The organism is Microcoleus sp. MON1_C5 (assembly GCF_036701875.1).
Lineage (GTDB): Bacteria > Cyanobacteriota > Cyanobacteriia > Cyanobacteriales > Microcoleaceae > Microcoleus.
Genome location: NZ_JAUBRN010000013.1, coordinates 1 through 17,828 on the forward strand (window position 1 = coordinate 1; position 17,828 = coordinate 17,828).

14 protein-coding genes are annotated in these 17,828 nt (G+C 46.0%); 7 read left to right on the forward strand and 7 right to left on the reverse strand.

Going from position 1 to position 17,828, the window contains the following annotated elements:
• Positions 1–54 precede the first annotated feature (54 nt).
• Positions 55–660, reverse strand: a complete 606-nt coding sequence (locus tag QUA71_RS08880; RefSeq protein ID WP_445243766.1) for a DEAD/DEAH box helicase family protein — start codon at positions 658–660, stop codon at positions 55–57.
• Between QUA71_RS08880 and QUA71_RS08885 the strand changes: the two genes are divergently transcribed.
• From QUA71_RS08885 to QUA71_RS08900, 4 genes are all read left to right on the forward strand, one after another.
• Positions 582–848 (forward strand): hypothetical protein, encoded by a 267-nt coding sequence (locus QUA71_RS08885; protein WP_333284149.1) that lies wholly within the window; start codon positions 582–584, stop codon positions 846–848. The genes QUA71_RS08880 and QUA71_RS08885 overlap by 79 nt on opposite strands.
• A gap of 252 nt (positions 849–1,100) precedes the next feature.
• Positions 1,101–1,301 carry a hypothetical protein gene (locus tag QUA71_RS08890; RefSeq protein ID WP_190663069.1) on the forward strand — a complete coding sequence of 67 codons (201 nt, stop codon included), beginning with the start codon at positions 1,101–1,103 and terminating at the stop codon, positions 1,299–1,301.
• 22 nt (positions 1,302–1,323) lie between these two features.
• Complete coding sequence (locus tag QUA71_RS08895; protein ID WP_190663068.1) at positions 1,324–1,530, forward strand: hypothetical protein; 207 nt, start codon at positions 1,324–1,326, stop codon at positions 1,528–1,530.
• The gene (locus tag QUA71_RS08900; protein ID WP_333284151.1) at positions 1,527–1,922 is read left to right on the forward strand and encodes a hypothetical protein; all 396 of its coding nucleotides are present in this window, start codon (positions 1,527–1,529) and stop codon (positions 1,920–1,922) included. Before QUA71_RS08895 ends, QUA71_RS08900 begins: the two co-directional genes overlap by 4 nt.
• Before the next feature lie 83 nt (positions 1,923–2,005).
• Here the strand turns inward: QUA71_RS08900 and QUA71_RS08905 are convergent, their stop codons facing one another.
• The 3 genes from QUA71_RS08905 to cobU form a co-directional block, all read right to left on the reverse strand.
• Entirely contained in the window at positions 2,006–4,075 is a 2,070-nt protein-coding gene (locus QUA71_RS08905; protein WP_333284153.1) for an AarF/ABC1/UbiB kinase family protein, read from the reverse strand.
• Between the two features lie 77 nt (positions 4,076–4,152).
• On the reverse strand, positions 4,153–4,575 hold the full coding sequence (locus tag QUA71_RS08910) for a hypothetical protein (protein WP_333284154.1): 423 nt from the start codon (positions 4,573–4,575) through the stop codon (positions 4,153–4,155).
• Between the two features lie 277 nt (positions 4,576–4,852).
• A complete protein-coding gene (gene cobU / locus QUA71_RS08915) occupies positions 4,853–5,428 on the reverse strand; it encodes a bifunctional adenosylcobinamide kinase/adenosylcobinamide-phosphate guanylyltransferase (RefSeq protein ID WP_333284156.1) in 576 nt (191 codons plus the stop codon).
• A 207-nt stretch (positions 5,429–5,635) separates the two neighbouring features.
• Between cobU and QUA71_RS08920 the strand changes: the two genes are divergently transcribed.
• Both QUA71_RS08920 and QUA71_RS08925 read left to right on the forward strand, forming a co-directional pair.
• On the forward strand, positions 5,636–6,607 hold the full coding sequence (locus QUA71_RS08920; protein ID WP_333284158.1) for a glycosyltransferase: 972 nt from the start codon (positions 5,636–5,638) through the stop codon (positions 6,605–6,607).
• 101 nt (positions 6,608–6,708) lie between these two features.
• Positions 6,709–7,665, forward strand: coding sequence for a glycosyltransferase family 2 protein (locus tag QUA71_RS08925; protein WP_333284160.1), 957 nt, complete (start codon positions 6,709–6,711; stop codon positions 7,663–7,665).
• A gap of 33 nt (positions 7,666–7,698) precedes the next feature.
• Here the strand turns inward: QUA71_RS08925 and QUA71_RS08930 are convergent, their stop codons facing one another.
• Positions 7,699–8,496, reverse strand: coding sequence for a cation diffusion facilitator family transporter (locus QUA71_RS08930; RefSeq protein ID WP_333284162.1), 798 nt, complete (start codon positions 8,494–8,496; stop codon positions 7,699–7,701).
• Between the two features lie 55 nt (positions 8,497–8,551).
• Here QUA71_RS08930 and hpsU point away from each other — a divergent pair, with 55 nt between their 5' ends.
• Positions 8,552–9,229 (forward strand): hormogonium polysaccharide biosynthesis acetyltransferase HpsU, encoded by a 678-nt coding sequence (gene hpsU / locus QUA71_RS08935; protein WP_333284164.1) that lies wholly within the window; start codon positions 8,552–8,554, stop codon positions 9,227–9,229.
• A 19-nt stretch (positions 9,230–9,248) separates the two neighbouring features.
• Here the strand turns inward: hpsU and QUA71_RS08940 are convergent, their stop codons facing one another.
• Positions 9,249–10,577 carry a response regulator gene (locus QUA71_RS08940; RefSeq protein WP_333284166.1) on the reverse strand — a complete coding sequence of 443 codons (1,329 nt, stop codon included), beginning with the start codon at positions 10,575–10,577 and terminating at the stop codon, positions 9,249–9,251.
• A 5-nt stretch (positions 10,578–10,582) separates the two neighbouring features.
• Positions 10,583–16,933, reverse strand: a complete 6,351-nt coding sequence (locus tag QUA71_RS08945; RefSeq protein ID WP_333284168.1) for a PAS domain S-box protein — start codon at positions 16,931–16,933, stop codon at positions 10,583–10,585.
• Positions 16,934–17,828: the final 895 nt, after the last annotated feature.

A 17,828-nucleotide genomic window follows, 5' to 3' on the forward strand; every position in this document is an offset into this window, starting at 1 on the left:
GAGACATAGCAGCTCCCGGGCATGAGTACGATACTTTACTACTATATCCACTACTCAAATAGAATGAAATAGCCCTGGCTTGCGTCGAAGTTCATGAGCATGAAGATCGGGACTTGCTATAATAGCCTGGTATGTAGCTACATAGCCATTCATCCCCTTGCATGGATTAGGCTCATTGTTATTTGCCATAATTCTATGCTGATGCCCTAGCATATTTTTGAAATACCCATCTTCAAAATTCTCTTCTGCTTGCTTTTGGAGATTGAGTCGGGGAACAACCCAACAGATTGCATCAGCTATGGTTCCATGAAAGCTGTTGCCCGAATTAGGATTGGGAATTAAGTTTGCAGCAGCAATTACTGGGATAAGACTCTTACCGCCTCCAGGCGTAACAAGCATCAGAATTTTTTTTATTTGTTCGCCTGCCTTTATGCGTTTACAGATTTGTAAAAATTCATCTTGATGTCTTCTTAAATTAAGAGGTTCTTTAGGAGATTGTAAAGAAAAAAGGTCTAATTGGATTGCATCTGTCATGTTTCTGTTCTCCTCAGCAGTTTTTTGATGATGACATTTGGGACATAATGCCTGCATTTCGTGGACATTGGTTCTGTGAGTTTCTGCCCATCGCTCAATGTGGTCTGCGTGCCAGTCTGAAGGCAAATCGCATCTGCAATGCTGGCACTTGCCGTTGGCGGCATACCAAAGGGCAGCACGTAGCCGTTTTGATCGAAGGAAGCGACTCTGATCCTGCATCTGAAAAAGCTATAAGGCTTACGCAGCAAGTAAAAACATCTACTATAGAAATTTTATCTACTTTTGAAGTTTTAGTCAACATAAAGATTTTATGAGCTAGCTGTCTCTACTTTTGTCAAGAGGATGGCCACGAAGCAGGCAGCGGCATATTACTGGAACAATCCCGTAGCGATGACTTGTTCGGCTGTTCCGGCAGCGACATTTCTTAAGGCGGTGGGGTTGCCGTTTTTTGTCTGTGCGAGTATCATAACGTATATCGCGCAACCGCGCAATACGTAGTTGTGTCACCACGTAGTAAACCGCTCCCTCGCCAGATGCGAGAATACAGGTATGCGCGTATGAGAGACATGGCTAAAAAAATTCCACCTGAAATGGCTGAACTAAGCGTTTACGTAGATAAAAGGCTAAAGCTACGATTCAAACTAGCTTGCACAGCTCAAGAAAAGCCAATGAGCGAAGTCATCGGTTTACTGATGAAGCAATGGCTAGAGACAGCAGAAACCCCGCCAGAGCCTAAAACTCAAGCGGGGCAAAACGTTCAAGACTGAGGAGACATTAAGCGAGGGACAAATGTTGAGAGACGCAGACAACCCAGAAAAATCTTGGGAAGACTTGGAAGCCGAACTCGCTGAACACCCGGACAGACCTTTTTATGCTCGGAGTGATGCAGAAGCTGCTAAGCGATGCGAACAGCAGAACCGCGAAGCAACAAGACACCCCGACGCAACCGGAAGAACCTATTACACCTGTGATGAGAAAAAAAGGAAAAACCGATGACCGAATATCAATTAACACCCGCCAAATACCACCACGTACAAGTAGTTGTTTCCCTGAACCGTGTTCACTTAGACAACTATAAAAACCCTGATGAAGCATTGACAAAACTGCTAGAACTTGGTTACAGTCCTGAATTGCGTTATCAATGGAATCCAGAGCGAAACGAATTTGATTTATACGCCCTAATTCACGACTTACCGCTAGAAGAATCGCTAATGACCGATGAAAAGTGTCAGGAGTTTTTCAAGCATTTCAAACACAGCCAAATATATTCGATCGGGTGCGGTAACGCTGACCCCGATTGGCTGTTTGCTTGGGGTTTTGATGACCCCCGCCGTCACGCAAAGCCCGAAGAAATTGAACCTTTACCAGCAGCTACAGCATTAGCTTAATTAAAAGAACGCAGACGAAATTTCATCTGCGTTCATCTGTGTTTATCTGCTAATATCTGCGGTCAAAAAAACGCCCAATCAAACTACTTTGCAGCAGGTAAAGACAACTGAGGCGAAGTTTTAGAATAGCTTCCATTCTCAGGAATCGCAGCGGGTTCGGAGGAAAGCAAAAATTCGCGAATTAGTCTAGCAACTGCTCTTTGAGCTAAACCGCCGACTACTTTCTGGCCCATGTTCTGCACTTCTGGTTTCACCAACAACTGCGGAAGTAGCTGCAATACTTTCATGCCGTCAAAACCCCGAGTTGATTGCAAAATATCCCAAATCCGTTTGATGTGTTCTAGATTGTTTTTTTCTGTTTGTGAAACCACAGGTTGATTTGCCTTGACTCCAAACCATTCGCCGACTACAGATTTGGCGTTAGCAAAGGCGTTGCTGGAAAGTGTGTCGAGACTCTTGACTAATTCCAGGACAATACGATCGCGAATGAAATCTCCCCTTTCGGAAAATAAATATTCTAAAGCTTGGTTCAAGATTTTGCTGATATCGTAATCCTCGCTCTCGCGGGCATTATTGAGCAAGTTTTCTAAGCGGTTCCAGCGGAATTCGCCTTGTTTGAACAGCAAATCTTGCAGGGATGCTCTCAATTCCGGTGCGGGGTCGCTCAACAGCCGTTTTGCAACGTAAGGATAAGCTTTGCTCAACACTTTGAATTCGGGGTCAACGTTGATGGCAATGCCTTCTAAGGTGACGAGCGATCGAATAATCAAAGCATAGTAAGCTGGAACCCGGAAAGGATATTCGTACATTACCGCCGAAAGTTCGTCAGTAATGCTTTTGAAATTGAGTTCGGCAACGCTAGCACCCAAAGCATTGTTAAATACGCCCGCCAAAGCTGGGATAATTGGCGTTAAATCGGTGTCAGGCGTTAAAAACTCCAACTTCACGTAATCTTTTGCTAAACCTTCAAAGTCGCGGTTCACCAAATGCACCACAGCTTCCAACAAGCCGTATCGCTGATAAGGTTTAACTTCGCTCATCATCCCGAAATCGAGATAAGCCAACTGACCGTCAAGAGTCGCCAAAAGATTGCCGGGGTGCGGGTCTGCGTGAAAGAAACCGTGTTCTAGCAGTTGTCGGAGAGAACACTGCACCCCCACTTCAATTAAGTAAGGAGCGTCAATTCCTTGAGCCTTGACTGCTTCTAAATTAGTGAGTTTGACGCCGGTGATCCACTCCATTGTTAAGACTCGGCGGCGGGTATATTCCCAGTAGATGCTGGGAACATAAATGTCTTTGATGTGGCCGTAGAGTTTGGCAAACCGTTCGGCATTTTGTCCTTCGTGGGTGTAGTCCATTTCTTCGTAAATGCGCTCGCCCAACTCGTCCATAATGCTTGCGAGGTCACTGCGAATTATTTTGAAGTTTTTTTGTGCCCAAACTGCAAGACGCCGCAGGATGTAGATATCTAACCCGATGTTTTCGGCTAAACCCGGTCGCTGGACTTTGATTGCGACTGTTTCTCCGGTTTTGAGTTTGCCTTTGTAGACTTGTCCGAGAGATGCTGCTGCGATCGGATCGGGGCTGATTTCTGCGTATATGTCTTTGGGGTGGGCGCCCAATTCTTCTTGGATGAATTGATATGCTACTTCGTTCGGAAATGCTGGCAATTGGTCTTGCAGCGTTGTTAGTTCTTCTAAATATACTGGCGGTACTAAGTCGGGCCGTGTTGAGAGTGCTTGTCCGATTTTGATGAAAGCTGGGCCGAGTTGGGCCAGAATTTCTCGCAGTCGGACGGCGCGACGCTTTTGGTTGGTGGCGGTACGACCTGTTTTGCTGTCGAACCACACACTGAAGGCAAAGCTAAAAAATGTCCAAACAACGCTCGACAGCCTTCCCCAGACTTGTAGAGGTCGATTTCGGTACAGCGCTGCGATCGCCACTGGATCGTACCGAACAGCATCTCCGGCCAACTCGAAAGCTATGTCTCTGGCTGATTTGAGCCGATCGTCCGTTGCGACCTCGGTCTCTAGTGATACTGGTACTGCTTGCAGGGGAATTGTATTTGCATCTTTGAGATTGCCGAGTACAGCCTGAGTCCCTGAATTTACATAAGTTTGCGGGGAGGCTGGCGATACTGTCTTGACATTCATAAATCAGACCTAGTGTGAAGCATTGTAAATATATTGTAACAATTTAAGGAAGAAGACCCTTCTTCCTTCTTGTATACTTACTCGCCGCTGGATCTTTTGAGTCGATCGCGAATGCCTGACAATTGCGATTGGCTGCTGACGGGCGATCGGGGTTGGGGCATTTCGGTATCGGGCCAGTTCGGTAAGTCGTGACAGGGACAGAACTCCGGGGGCATTCCGGTTGGTTTGAAAACTACGGGCATAGCGCAGCGCGCGCAGCCACTGATTTCCCAAGCTGGTGTCAGCAGTTGGGCAATTGTTTCGTTTGTGCCTTCGAGGTAACAGTCTCCGCTGTCGCGGGAGATGATTTTTTGCCAGCACTCTTCAAATTCCTGGCTGTAGCGATCGCCCGCATTTACCGATTTGGGCAGCAGCGCTTCGGAACCGTTGTAAATTAATACTTTTTTGCCTAACTGAAACCAGTAAGCAATATATTTTCTTACTTCACAATCTGATGCCATAACTTTTAGTCAACCCTTCAACTAATTGATTATTTTAGACTTTTAATGGGAAATTAGCACTCTTTCTTAAGAGACATTTTTTCTTTTACATACTTTCAAACTTTGGCTATTCCTCATGTCAAATTGTTGGGCTGTTCTCCCTAGGGAGTAGGTTTTTTGACTAATTTATGTGAGTCTTGAGTTTTCAATCTTAGTTAAAAGTCTACCTGATTTTCAGTTAAAATTGTCCGTCGGGAAACCGAGATGTTTTCTCACTTGTCGATCGCGACTCCGGCTGTTAATTTTTCGCTACGGGCGGCAGCGGGGTACCCAGAGCCCTTAGATCCAAGGCGTAACCTCCGGTGGCGAGATAAACATTATCGGCGATCGCCCCGATGTGGCGCACGAGAGTGCCGAGGCGATCGCGAAACAGCCGCCCCGCCGGATAAGCAGGCACAACGCCCCATCCGGTTTCTTCCCCTACCAAAATTACATCAGCCGCCGCCGACTTCAAACAGGCTAGCAAATCTTGCTGCGTAGTCGCCCAAACAGCAGCTTCTTGTTCCAAAAGATTTGCCGTCCAAGTTCCCAGGGAATCAATCAACAAGCAATCTGAAGGCTGGCTGGCCCGCACAACTGCCGGTAATTCGATCGGCACTTCTAGAGTTGTCCAATCAACTGGACGGCGATTTCGGTGCCTATCGAGGCGACGAAGCCACTCCAAATCCGTTTCATCAACGCGACCGGTAGCCACATAGATTATTTGTTTTCCCGAACCCGCCGCCAGAGTTTCGGCCCATTCACTTTTGCCGCTTCGGGCCGGCCCAGTTACTAAGATTAATTGTCTCGATGTGGTGGGTTCTGAGTTACTCATTAGTCATTAGTCAGCAGTCATTAGTCAGCAGTCACATACAAAGGATTAAACACAATTATCCATTACCAATTACCAATTACCCATTACCCATTACCCATTATGATTTAAACGACCAACTACCAAATGCTTTTTAAGCGATAATAGCATTGATGAGACAATATCAGAGTAAGTCGATCGAGAACCCCCGTATTTCCCAAGCTGTTATTTATGCCAGATCATCCTCAGATATCAGCGATTATTTGCACCCACAATCGCGCCGCCTATTTAGGTGGGGCGATCGACAGCTTGCTGGTACAGGATTTTCCCGACAACTTTGAAGTAGTAGTAGTGGATAACGCTTCTAGCGATTATGCAAGCCCCGAAAGTTCCACTTCGCGCACCCGCGAGGTGGTAGAAGCAAGACAGGGCGATCGGCGCCTCAAGTACGTCTGGGAACCCGAAATCGGTCTGTCACTAGCCCGGAACACCGGCGCTAAGCAAGCTCGCAGTGAAATATTAGCTTATCTCGACGACGACGCTATTGCTGAGCCTAATTGGCTCAGGGTGCTGCACGCGGCTTATCAAAGCAATCAAAAACTCGCCGTAGCTGGTGGCAAAGTCAATTTGCTCTGGCCTTCTGGAGTCAGCCCGCCCGAATGGCTGTCACCGGGATTAGCCCAGAACTTGGGGGCATATGATTTAGGCGATACTTGCCTGTACGTCACTGCTGCCGGTTTGACTCCCAGGGGAGTCAACTACTCAATCCGGCGCGCTTTTCTCGAACAAATTGGCGGCTTCGATGTCAAACTCGGTAGAGTCGGCAAAAAGTTGCTGTCGAATGAAGAGTTGCGAACCACAGAATTAGCTTTAGAGTTAGGTTGGCAAGTAGTTTATCTACCGGAGGCCCTGGTGCTTCACCATGTCGCAGCAGAAAGGCTCAACAAAGCTTGGTTTCTAGAGCGCGGGTGGTGGCAAGGCATCAGCGAGTGTTATCGGGAACAATTGTCCGATCGAGCCGGTATTGCTCAGCTTGGGCGGGGGGGTGAAAGAATATTGAGGGGTGTCTGGAAGTCTTTTAAATATATTAGAGATCCAGGGCTGCGCTTTGAAAATTTCGTTTTTGCCTGGGGTCAAATCGGTTATTTGAGCGCAGCCATCCACGGCCAGATTTTTGCACCGAAATCGACCAGCAGGCATTAGGCTATAGGCAATATACCTCGCTGCTCAAGTCGTCGGCGCGGCTGTGCCGATCGCACTTCATCTACCAAAACTCGACCGCATTCAGGTTCAAGCACTCGATTATGACATCTAGTTCATCCAAGATTCCGGTTTCAGTTATCATTCCGGCAAAAGACGAAGAACTTAATCTACCTGCGTGTCTGGCCAGCATTGCCAGGGCGGATGAAGTTTTCATGGTTGATTCCCAAAGTAGCGATCGCACGGTGGAAATTGCCATCAGCACCGGCGCAAAAGTAGTGCAATTCTACTTCGACAACCGCTGGCCGAAAAAGAAAAATTGGTCTTTGGACAATCTGCCCTTTCGCAACGAATGGGTATTAATTGTCGATTGCGACGAGCGCATTCCCCCAGAACTTTGGGACGAAATCGCCCAGGCGATCGAAGACCCCAATTTTGACGGCTACTACCTCAACCGCAAAGTCTTCTTTTTAGGCCAGTGGCTGCGTTACGGTGGGAGATATCCAGACTGGAATTTGCGTTTGTTCAAGCATCAAAAAGGACGTTACGAAAATCTCGGCACTGAATCCGTCCCCAATACTGGCGACAACGAAGTTCACGAGCACGTCATTTTAGCTGGTCAAGTCGGCTACTTAAAAAATGACATGATCCACGAGGATTACCGCGATTTATTTCACTGGATAGAACGGCACAACCGCTATTCAAATTGGGAAGCTCGCGTTTATTACAATATTATTGAAGGGCGCGACGACAGCGGCACTATTGGCGCTCACCTATTTGGAGATGCCGTACAGCGGAAAAGATTTCTCAAAAAAGTTTGGGTGTGGCTGCCTTTTAAACCCATGCTCAGATTTATTTTATTTTACTTCATTCAGCTAGGCTTTTTGGATGGAAAAGCTGGCTATATTTATGCAAGGTTATTGAGTCAATATGAGTATCAAATTAATGCAAAACTTTACGAGTTGCGTTGTTGTGGCGGTCAGTTGAATGTGGCAGAATCTCAGCCTACTCTGTCGCCACCAGTAGTTATCAGTCAGGAGACAGAAGTTAAATTGCCATAAGAGTATCTGTGGTTGAGAACCGATGAAGAGATGTTATTTGATGAGTTCTTCTAGCGATGGAAAAAGCAATTTTTCTGCGCTCACTTTTTCGCAGTCGCAAGGCTGTTGACTTGCGGATATTGCTGATACTTTTCCCAGCAGCAATTGGATGCTTTCGATTAGCAATGGTAGAGTTAATAAAATAATTGATGCTGACACCAGCAAGCTAATCAAGCCGTCAGCCCAATTCCAGTGTAGCCACGCTACGGCGATCGCCGCTAAAATTACTCCAACCGATGAAAATATGTCGGCGACGGCGTGCAGAAACGCGCTTTTGAGATTCAAGTCGCCGTGACAGCAGGAATGCAAGCAACAAGCATTAATCGAGTTGATGCTTAAACCCACTATGGCGGTAATTAACATCGGGAGCCCTTCTACTTCGGGAGTTGGGGCCTGCAAACGGGCGATCGACTCTGCGGCAATCCAAAGGGCGATCGCCACTAAACTGATACTATTAATTAAAGCAGCAATGATTTCTCCTCGTTCAGGGATTGACGATTGTGCGATCGTACAATCTACGGATTTACTTTTGCGTTTGATTGAGGAGTACCAAGTCGCTGTCAAAGTTATTGCTAAAGCTGCTACATCTGAAAAGACGTGACCCGCATCTGCTAATAGGGACAAACTATGAGAATTAAGTGCGGCGATTAACTCTGCTACAAAAAAGCTGCTAAGCAGTACCAATGCTGTTTGTAAAAGTCGCACTTTGCCAATTCTGGGATTTATATTCTCGCATTGTGCGATATCCTTGGCGTTTTCCGAGTCAAAATTGTCCCTAACTAGAAATGTCATGCAGCAGTCCTTAAGGTTAAACTCGATTTTAAATTAAACATTAAATTAACTATCAATGACCGATTATATACCAAATCCGAACCAAGATCCGGAAAATTCGATCGCAAATTCCCCAAATTCTCAAATAAACGATCGTCCAATTAGCGACAATCACGCAAATACTTTGACAGGCGAATCTTTAGTCGATTTGCGCCGCTACGATCAATCAAAGTTCGATCGAGGAAAGCCTAGTTGGCTAATTTTGGTTTGGTGGTTCGTCCAGGCGATCGCATTTCCTCTCACTCCACACCCTTTTAATCGCATCAGAAGGGGGTTGCTGCGGTTATTTGGAGCAAAAATAGGTCGGGGTGTGATCATTCGCCCCACGGCTCGTTTTACCTATCCTTGGAAAATTGCCATCGGAGACTATAGTTGGATCGGAGATGATGTTGTATTGTACAGTCTCGCTCAAATTGCGATCGGCAAACACTGCGTCATTTCTCAAAAAAGCTACCTCTGCACGGGCACTCATGACCCTCAAGACCCAGCCTTTAGCTTAATAACAGCACCTGTGATCATTAATAACGGTGTTTGGATTGCCGCCGACTGCTTCATTGGCCCTGGTGTAGAAATCGGTGCAAACGCTTTAATCGGATCTCGCAGCAGCGTCTTTAAAAATATGCCTGCAGGCTTTATTTGCACAGGAACACCTTGTCGTCCCCGCTGTCAGCGAGAAATTAACCAAAGTTCGTAAGAGATATTGCACCGGGAAACTAAGCAGCTTTACAAGCTTGCTGGCGAATAGGAATTTCAATGACGAATTCTATTCCCTTTCCTAATCCCGGCTGGCAGTATAATCGGCCCCCATGCTTTTCAACGATAATTTGGTAACTGATAGATAACCCCAACCCAGTTCCTTTACCGATCGGTTTGGTGGTAAAAAAAGGGTCAAATATTTTCGGTTGTAAAGTTTCACCAACTCCTCGACCGTTGTCACTAATATGAATAGCCACCCAATTATCGTCAATTACCTTTGTAGAAATTTGAATGCGGTTCGGGTGTTGTTTGATTTCTGCAAAGGAACGCTGCTGATTAGATTCATCTAAAGCATCAATGGCATTAGAAATAATATTCATGAACACTTGATTTAATTGTCCGGCATGGCATTCTACTGGGGGAAGCTGACCGTACTTTTTTATTATTTCAATCTCAGGATGCTCGGGTTTTGCTTTTAAACGATGATGCAGGATGGTGAGTGTACTATCAATTCCTTCATGAATATTTACAGCTTTCACCTCTGCCTCATCTAGGCGAGAAAATATTCGCATAGACTTGACAATTTCCTGGATGCGCTGCGTTCCTAAGTTGATTGAGTTAAGAACTTTTATAAAATCTTCCTCCACAAATTCCAGTTCTATTTCATCCATTGCTGCTTGAATCCGAGGGGTGGGATTTACATAATCTTCTTGATAGAGGTGTATAATTTTTAGTAAGTTATGAGCGTACTCTTGGGCATAACCCAGATTGCCAGAGATGAAATTTATAGGGTTGTTTATTTCATGAGCAATCCCAGCAGCCATTTGCCCTAATCCGGACATTTTCTCACTTTGAATTAACTTAAGTTGCATTTGTTGTAAATCATCATAGGCTTGGCTGACTTCTATAACTTTTTGCTCCAATAAGGTATTTTTCTCCTCTAATTTCTCTGCGAGAACATGAAGCTTTAAATGCAGCTTGACGCGAGCTAATACTTCCTCTTGTTGGAAGGGTTTGGTAATATAATCTACAGCCCCAAGCTTAAACCCCTCAACTTTATTAGCCGTATCCGAGAGCGCAGTCATAAATATAATCGGGATCTGTTTAGTTTCTGGATTAGCTTGTAATCGACGGCAGGTTTCAAATCCATCAATCTCTGGCATCATGACATCTAGTAAGATTAGATCTGGTAGAGCATATTTAACTCGCTCTAGTGCCATTTTTCCAGATTTCGCAACCCGAACCTCAAATCCTTCTTGGCTTAAGGCATCAGATAAGACACCTAAGTTAGCTGAGTTGTCATCAACTATAAGAATCGTACCATTTGGTTGAATGTCTAAATTCATAAACCTTACTTGTAGGACTGAATAAACGTTAAAATCTCTTCGTCTTGAAAGTCCTTTGCCATCTGATTTAATCTGTTAGCAAAAGGAATGTATTTGGGATCTATTTCTTCCAGTAATACCGCCTGCTTAACTATTTCTAGGAAATTTCCTTTCATAGCCAGCTCATATAGAATTTCCATTTCTGTAGCAGGCGGGGCAATTAGCTCGTTGGTGTCTGGGGCGATCGCCAGTGGAGCTTCATTGGCTTCGTAAATCCATTCCAAATCAAGATACTGTTGCAATTTTTGCAGGAGCTCTGTTGCCTGAATAGGTTTGGGAATAAAAGTGTTGCCTCCTGCTTCTAAACTTCTGTATTGATCGGTTTCAAATACGCTGGCAGAAGAGACAATAATAACGGTGTCTTTGAAATTTTCCGATTCTCGAACCCGCTTAATCACCTCGAAGCCATCTAGTTCTGGCATTAATAGGTCGGTAACAATTAAATCTGGCTGCACCTCTATAATTTTTTCCCAGCCTTCAAGCCCATCGTTCGCTTCAAACACCTCAAAGCCGATCGGACTGAGCAAATTGTTAATTACCGAACGGTTAGCCCATTTGTCATCAATAACCACAATCTTAGGTTGGCGGTCTTTGATGCCGATAATCTGCCCGTGATGGTCGATTTGAGACGTTTTCACCCATTCATCGGCTTGAGGCAGACTAACATCAAACCAGAAAATACTGCCAACATTCATCTCACTTTGAACCTGAATGGTACTGCCCATTAGTTCTACAATCCTTTGGCTAATTGCCAATCCTAGCCCGGTGCCCTCAGTCTGCCGTTTGCGATCTCCAACCTGCTCGAAGGGCTGAAAGATAGCTTGGAGTTGCTCTTGGGCAATGCCGGTACCTGTATCGCGTACTTCAAAGCGAATTTTTCCTTCTGTTGCAAAACTGACTATAAAAGTAACACTGCCCTGATCCGTAAATTTAATAGCGTTGCTCAAAAGATTAAATAACACTTGTCGCAAGCGTTTTTCATCCGCACGAATACCGATCGGGAGTTCGGTGCTTGATGGAAAATGAAACTGAATTCCCTTAATTTCAGCTCGGATGCGACACATTTCTGCTACACCTTGCAGGAACGCCGGGAAATGAAAATCGGTGGGCATTAGTTCCACTTTCTGTGCTTCAATCTTCGACAAATCGAGAATATCATTGATTAAGGTCAGTAAATGGGAACCGCACTGATAAATAACATCAATGCGCGATCGCTCTTCTTGATTCAAGACTTTGGAACGCTGAAGAATCTGCGCGTAGCCCATAATGCCATTAAGCGGAGTCCGCAATTCATGGCTCATGTTGGCAAGAAATTCACTTTTAGCCCGACTAGCTGCTTCTGCGGCTTCCTTGGCTTTTGCCATTACGAATTCTGCTTGTTTGCGATCGTGGATATCGATGCAAGTGCCAACCCACTCCCGGATGCTGCCATCTTCATTCAGAATTGGCACCGCTCTAGCTTGGAAATAACGATAGTTTCCATCCGATCCGCGCATTCGATATTCCATCTCAAACAGGCTTTTCGTTTCCACTGCTTCCATCCACACCTGAACTGTTCGTTCGCGATCGTCCGAGTGGATTGTATCTAACCAGCCAAAACCAACCACCTCTGCTTCCGTTTGTCCAGTGTAAGCTCTCATACTAGGTGTATCCTGGCATCTTCCTTCAGCATCCGTTGTCCAGACAATTTGGGAAATGGCAAGGATTAGCGAACGATAGCGTTCTTCGCTTTGTTTTATAGTATCTTCCGCTTGTTTGCGATCGTGGATATCGCTGCAAGTGCCAACCCACTCCCGGACGCTGCCCTCTTCATCCAGAATTGGTACCCCTCTAACTTGAAAATAACGATAGTTTCCATCCGCCCCCCGGATTCGATATTCTATGTCATACAGGGTTGTCGTTTGCACTGCTTCCATCCACACCTGATTCGTTCGTTCGCGATCGTCCGGGTGAATTGCATCCAACCAGCCCAAACCAACCACTTCGTCTACAGTTTGTCCGGTGTAAGCTCTCCAACTCGGTAGATCTGGGGATCTTCCTTCAGCATCCGCAGTCCAGGCAATTTGGGATGTGGCAACTATTAGCGAACGATAGCGTTCTTCGCTTTGTTTGATCGCATCTTCGGCTTGTTTGCGATCGTGGATATCGCTGCAAGTGCCAACCCACTCCCGGATGCTGCCATCTTCATTCAGAATTGGCACCCCTCTACCTTGGAAATAGCGATAGTTTCCATCCGCCCCTCGGATTCGATATTCTATGTCATACAGGGTTTTCGTTTGCACTGCTTCCATCCACACCTGATTCGTTCGTTCGCGATCGTCCGGGTGAATTGTATCTAACCAGCCCAAACCAATTACCTCAGCTACGCTTTGTCCGGTGTAAGCTCTCATAGTTGGTAGATCGGGGCATTGCCCCTCAGCATCCGCTGTCCAGACAATTTGGGATGTGGCAACTATTAGCGATCGATAGCGTTCTTCACTTTGTTTGATAGCATCTTCGGCTTGTTTGCGATCGTGGATATCGGTACAAGTGCCAACCCACTCCCGGACGCTGCCATCTTCATTCAGAATGGGTACCCCTCTAACTTGAAAATAACGATAGTTTCCATCCGCTGCGCGCATTCGATACTGTATTTCATACAGGCTTCTCGTTTGCGCTGCTTCCATCCAAACCTGACTCGTTCGTTCGCGATCGTCTGGGTGAATGACATCTAACCAGCCAAAACCAACCACCTCAGCTTCGGTTTGTCCGGTGTAAGCTCTCATACTCGGTAGATCCGGGCATCTTCCTTCAGCATCCGATACCCAGACAATTTGGGATGTAGCAGCGATTAGCGAACGATAGCGTTCTTCGCTTTGTTTGATCGCATCTTCCGCTTGTTTGCGATCGTGGATATCGCTGCAAGTGCCAACCCACTCCCGGAGGCTGCCATCTTCATTTAGAATTGGCACCCCTCTAGCTTGAAAATAACGATAGTTTCCATCCGCTCCCCGGATTCGATATTCTATGTCATACAGGCTGTTCGTTTGCGCTGCTTCCATCCAGACCTGATACGCTCGTTCCCGATCGTCCGGGTGAATTGCATCTAACCAGCCCAAACCAATTACCTCAGCTTCGGTTTGTCCCGTGTAAGCTCTCCAACTCGGTAGATCCGGGGATCTTCCTTCAGCATCCGCTGTCCAGGCAATTTGGGATGTGGCAAGGATTAGCGAACGATAGCGTTCTTCGCTTTGTTTTAAAGCATCTTCCGCTTGTTTGCGATCGTGGATATCGCTACAAGTGCCAATCCACTCCAGGAGGCTGCCATCTTCATCTAGAATTGGTACCCCTCTAAGTTGAAAATAACGATAGTTCCCATCCGCTCCCCGGATTCGATATTGTACGTCATACAGGGTTTTCGTGTGTACTGCTTCCATCCACACGTGAGTCGTTCGTTCGCGATCGTCCGGGTGAATTGCATCTAACCAGCCAAAACCATCAGCCATCTCAGCTTGGGTTTGGCCGGTGTAAGCTCTCCAACCCGGTTGATCCACGCATCTTCCTTCAGCATCCGCAGTCCAGACAAGTTGGGACGTAGCAGCGATTAGCGAACGATAGCGTCCTTCGCTTTGTTTGATAGCATCTTCGGCTTGTTTGCGATCGCTAATGTCATTATTAATTTCGAGTTGGGCACAAGGCTTTCCTTCGCCGTCGCGCTGTAATGTCCAGCGACTTGCCACAATAATATGCCGACCATCGCGGGTAGTGTGGTGCAGTTCTCCTTCCCAACTCCCCTGCTGGAAAAACTCTGCCAATATGGTTTCTAATGGTTGAGGGAAGACGGTTTCCAAGAATGTGTGAATGTACTGCCCGACTACTTCCGCTTTTGTCCAACCATAGAGCTTTTCTGCACCTTGGTTCCAATAGATGATGCGGTCATCCATGTCCCGAATAATGATACTATCGCTGGCTAAGTCGAGTATTTCTAGGGTTTGACGGAGTGTTTGCTCGACTTTTTTACGATCGCTAATATCTCGTGTTATGCCGATGATGCCTAAAATATTGCCCTGATTATCCCGCCAAGGAGCCTTGGTAGTGAAAAAGGTTCTAGTGGTTTCAGAATGAGAAAAGATATCTTCCTCGTAAGTATCAATGATTCCGGCTGCCATGATTTGGCGATCTTTTGCCATAACTTCACGGCCAATGTCAGGCGGCAGTATTTCCAAATCATTTTTGCCGATAACTTCTTTAATTGGCTTGCCAAAGAAGTTTGCCAAATTGGAGTTAAGGGCAACATAACGCCCTTCCCGGTCTTTAACGAGAATGAAGTCGGGTGTATTTTCCAAAATAGAGTTTAGCAGTGCGTTGCGATCGCGCAACTCTGCTTCCATTTGTTTGCGATCGGCAATGTTTCGTGCTATGGCGATAAGGCCGATAATATTGCCCTGAGCGTCCCGCCAAGGGGCTTTTGTGGTTAAAAAAGAAATGCTCTCCTTACCATTAGAAACATCTTCTTCGTAGCTTTCAGTAGTGCCTGCTTCCATGATCTCGCGGTCTTTTGCCATTATTGCAACGGCGGCCTCCGGGGGAAGGAGTTCCGAATCATCTTTACCCAGGATCTCCTCAATGGTTTTACCGTAAAAGGATTTTGCCACGTCGGAATTAAGGGCAACATATCGGCCTTCCCGATCTTTAACAACAATTATGTCTGGCGTACTTTCCAAAATAGAGCTCAGCAAGACGTTACGATCGCGCAGCGCAGCTTGCTGTTCGCGCAGAGCTTCTTCAGCTTGCTTGCGATCGGTAATATCTGTATTAGCTCCAATCCATTCCCGAATTGAACCATCCGCGTTCAGAATTGGTACACCACGACAACTCATGTAGCGATATTCCCCGTCATAGCGGCGCATACGGAATTCAACTTCATAGAGCGATCGATTAGCAACAGCAGTTGACCACGCAGTGGCAATATACGAGCGATCGTCTGAGTGCATTTTGTCTAGCCAGCCCCAACCCTTGTATTCATCAAATGTCTGTCCTGTAAATGCACTCCAACCGGGTTGCGGGGTAATGAATTCGCCTTCAGCACTCGTGTTCCAAACAATTTGAGCGCTAGCTTCAACCAGAGAACGAAATCGCTCTTCGCTTTGTTTGAGGACATCTTCTGCGGTTTTGCGATCGCGAATATCCCGCGTAATAGTGGCAATCCCTACGGGTTCATTAGTCTCTGGATGGTTGACCAGAAATAGGGTGTAATCTACGGCGATGGGTTGACCTGTCACGAAATGTCTGAAGCGGAAATCACTCCGCCAACTTCCCTCTTGCATTATTGCAGGCATAATAGACTGCTGTACAAAGTCCAAATCTTCTGCCATGAAGAAGTCGGTAATGTGTTTGGTTCTGGCTTCCTCCAAACTACTGACTCCGACCAAATCCAGACCAGCCTGATTCACGAGTATAGGGCGACCATCCATTGAGGCAACGCTAATAAAGTCACGGCTGTTCTCGATCGTTGTAGCGAGCAATTGCCGTTCTTCCTCTGCTTTTTTGCGATCGCGAATATCCCGCGCAATAGTGGAAATAAACTCGACTTCACCCGCTTCGGTTTTGTGAACGATCAAAACCTGGGAGACTGGAACTTCTTCCCCATCCCGTGACAAAAATAGGATTTCACCAGCCCAGCTACCATCTCGCAAGGCGGTGGGAATTATTTCATTGTGGAACTTTGCTTTTGCTGAGGGAGCTAATACAGAATCTATAGTAAATGGCGATCGTGCTTCCTCTGGTGACATCCCCAGCATTTCCTGTCCGGCTTTGTTGAGATAGACACTATGCCCAGTCACATCCACAACTCCTACTAAGTCGGAAGTTGCTTCCAAAATTGCCGTCAGTCGTGCCTGCTTTTGTTCTGCCCGCTTGCGATCGCTAACTTCAATCACAATCCCACCCAGACCAAAAACCCTGCCATTTTCATCCCGCAAAGGATAGTAAGATGCTTCCCAGTAGCGCACGATGCCCGGTTCTTTTGGCGTTTCACCCGCTACTTCATAGTCGAGAATGGGCTGGCCCGTAGCCAGAATGCCTTGCAGAATTGGTTCCAGAGTCGCAGCCAATTCTGGCAGAACTTCACACAGCGACCTACCAATATGGTCGGCCACACAAATGCCATTGAGCTCTGCCATAGCTTGGTTAATTTGCACGTACCGGAGTTGGCTGTCTAAAATCATCAGTCCGGCGTTAGCACCTGCAAAAAAAGCGTCGAAGTGAGCCTGTCGCAGTGCCTGTGCTGTTGTGCTCTCTTGCTGTGGCGGGTTTTTATCTGGTGGGAATTTGCTCATGTTAAATCGTGCATTTCAGCTATAATTCTAGAACTTCTTTCCAATTGCGCGATCGCAAGGTTTTCGTTTTCTCCTATTTGGGCACTTAATAAAACGTTCAGTAGGGCGACCATTCGGTTTTCAATCTGCGATATATGTATCCCTTGCGACAATATTTCCGTTAATTCTTCGGATGTATCGCCAAGCAGTTCTATTGCTCATCAATTCTATTCCTAATCAATCCTATTGGTAGAACATTGGTGACAACCTAAGCTAGGGAAGCGTTTGTCAATCAGCAATTATGCTCAGCATTTACTCAGGTTTTGGGTGGAGAACTTAGATTAGGGCGATCGAGGAATCATGGCGATCGCCCTATTTATGCCCAGTCACCCCTAAATCTAAGTTTTCCACTCCTCAACAAGCAGTATTTTCAGTAATTTTACTGATTGACAAATGCAATTAAGTTTTAATTTGTCTGCAATGTCGCTAGAATGCCAAGTATTATGGGAACGTTCTCTATTTTAGCTAGATCCGTTAAATTTTCACTTAGATATTCTTAGATATACAGAATAGAGACGAAACTGGCACAGTGATAGCAATATCTCTCCTACCAGTTAAACTCATTGTAATACTAGGATATTTGAGTTGTCCACTTAAATAGTCATTGAATAATTGCTGCTTAAGTTTATAACGGAACCTCAACAACAAATCAGCGGAAAGTATGATAAAATCCCAGAGTGTTAACGTTGACTAAAGTTAGTAGAGGGTTCGCCTGAATAATAGATGATTCCGCTAGTCCCAAAAAGTGGCACACTAACCGCAGGCAGGGGAAGACAATATATCCGAATATCCGAGAAATTGGCAATACGGATAACGGCTTAGTCTGAATAACGACATATTTATGTAAGAAATTAAG

Bases quoted from the DNA above. Each gene is read 5' to 3' on its own strand.
- QUA71_RS08885 (WP_333284149.1), top strand. From the start codon at position 582: ATGCCTGCATTTCGTGGACATTGGTTCTGTGAGTTTCTGCCCATCGCT.
- QUA71_RS08890 (WP_190663069.1), top strand. From the start codon at position 1,101: ATGGCTAAAAAAATTCCACCTGAAATGGCTGAACTAAGCGTTTACGTA.
- QUA71_RS08895 (WP_190663068.1), top strand. From the start codon at position 1,324: ATGTTGAGAGACGCAGACAACCCAGAAAAATCTTGGGAAGACTTGGAA.
- QUA71_RS08900 (WP_333284151.1), top strand. From the start codon at position 1,527: ATGACCGAATATCAATTAACACCCGCCAAATACCACCACGTACAAGTA.
- QUA71_RS08905 (WP_333284153.1), bottom strand. From the start codon at position 4,075: ATGAATGTCAAGACAGTATCGCCAGCCTCCCCGCAAACTTATGTAAAT.
- QUA71_RS08910 (WP_333284154.1), bottom strand. From the start codon at position 4,575: ATGGCATCAGATTGTGAAGTAAGAAAATATATTGCTTACTGGTTTCAG.
- cobU (WP_333284156.1), bottom strand. From the start codon at position 5,428: ATGAGTAACTCAGAACCCACCACATCGAGACAATTAATCTTAGTAACT.
- QUA71_RS08920 (WP_333284158.1), top strand. From the start codon at position 5,636: ATGCCAGATCATCCTCAGATATCAGCGATTATTTGCACCCACAATCGC.
- QUA71_RS08925 (WP_333284160.1), top strand. From the start codon at position 6,709: ATGACATCTAGTTCATCCAAGATTCCGGTTTCAGTTATCATTCCGGCA.
- QUA71_RS08930 (WP_333284162.1), bottom strand. From the start codon at position 8,496: ATGACATTTCTAGTTAGGGACAATTTTGACTCGGAAAACGCCAAGGAT.
- hpsU (WP_333284164.1), top strand. From the start codon at position 8,552: ATGACCGATTATATACCAAATCCGAACCAAGATCCGGAAAATTCGATC.
- QUA71_RS08940 (WP_333284166.1), bottom strand. From the start codon at position 10,577: ATGAATTTAGACATTCAACCAAATGGTACGATTCTTATAGTTGATGAC.
- QUA71_RS08945 (WP_333284168.1), bottom strand. From the start codon at position 16,933: ATGAGCAAATTCCCACCAGATAAAAACCCGCCACAGCAAGAGAGCACA.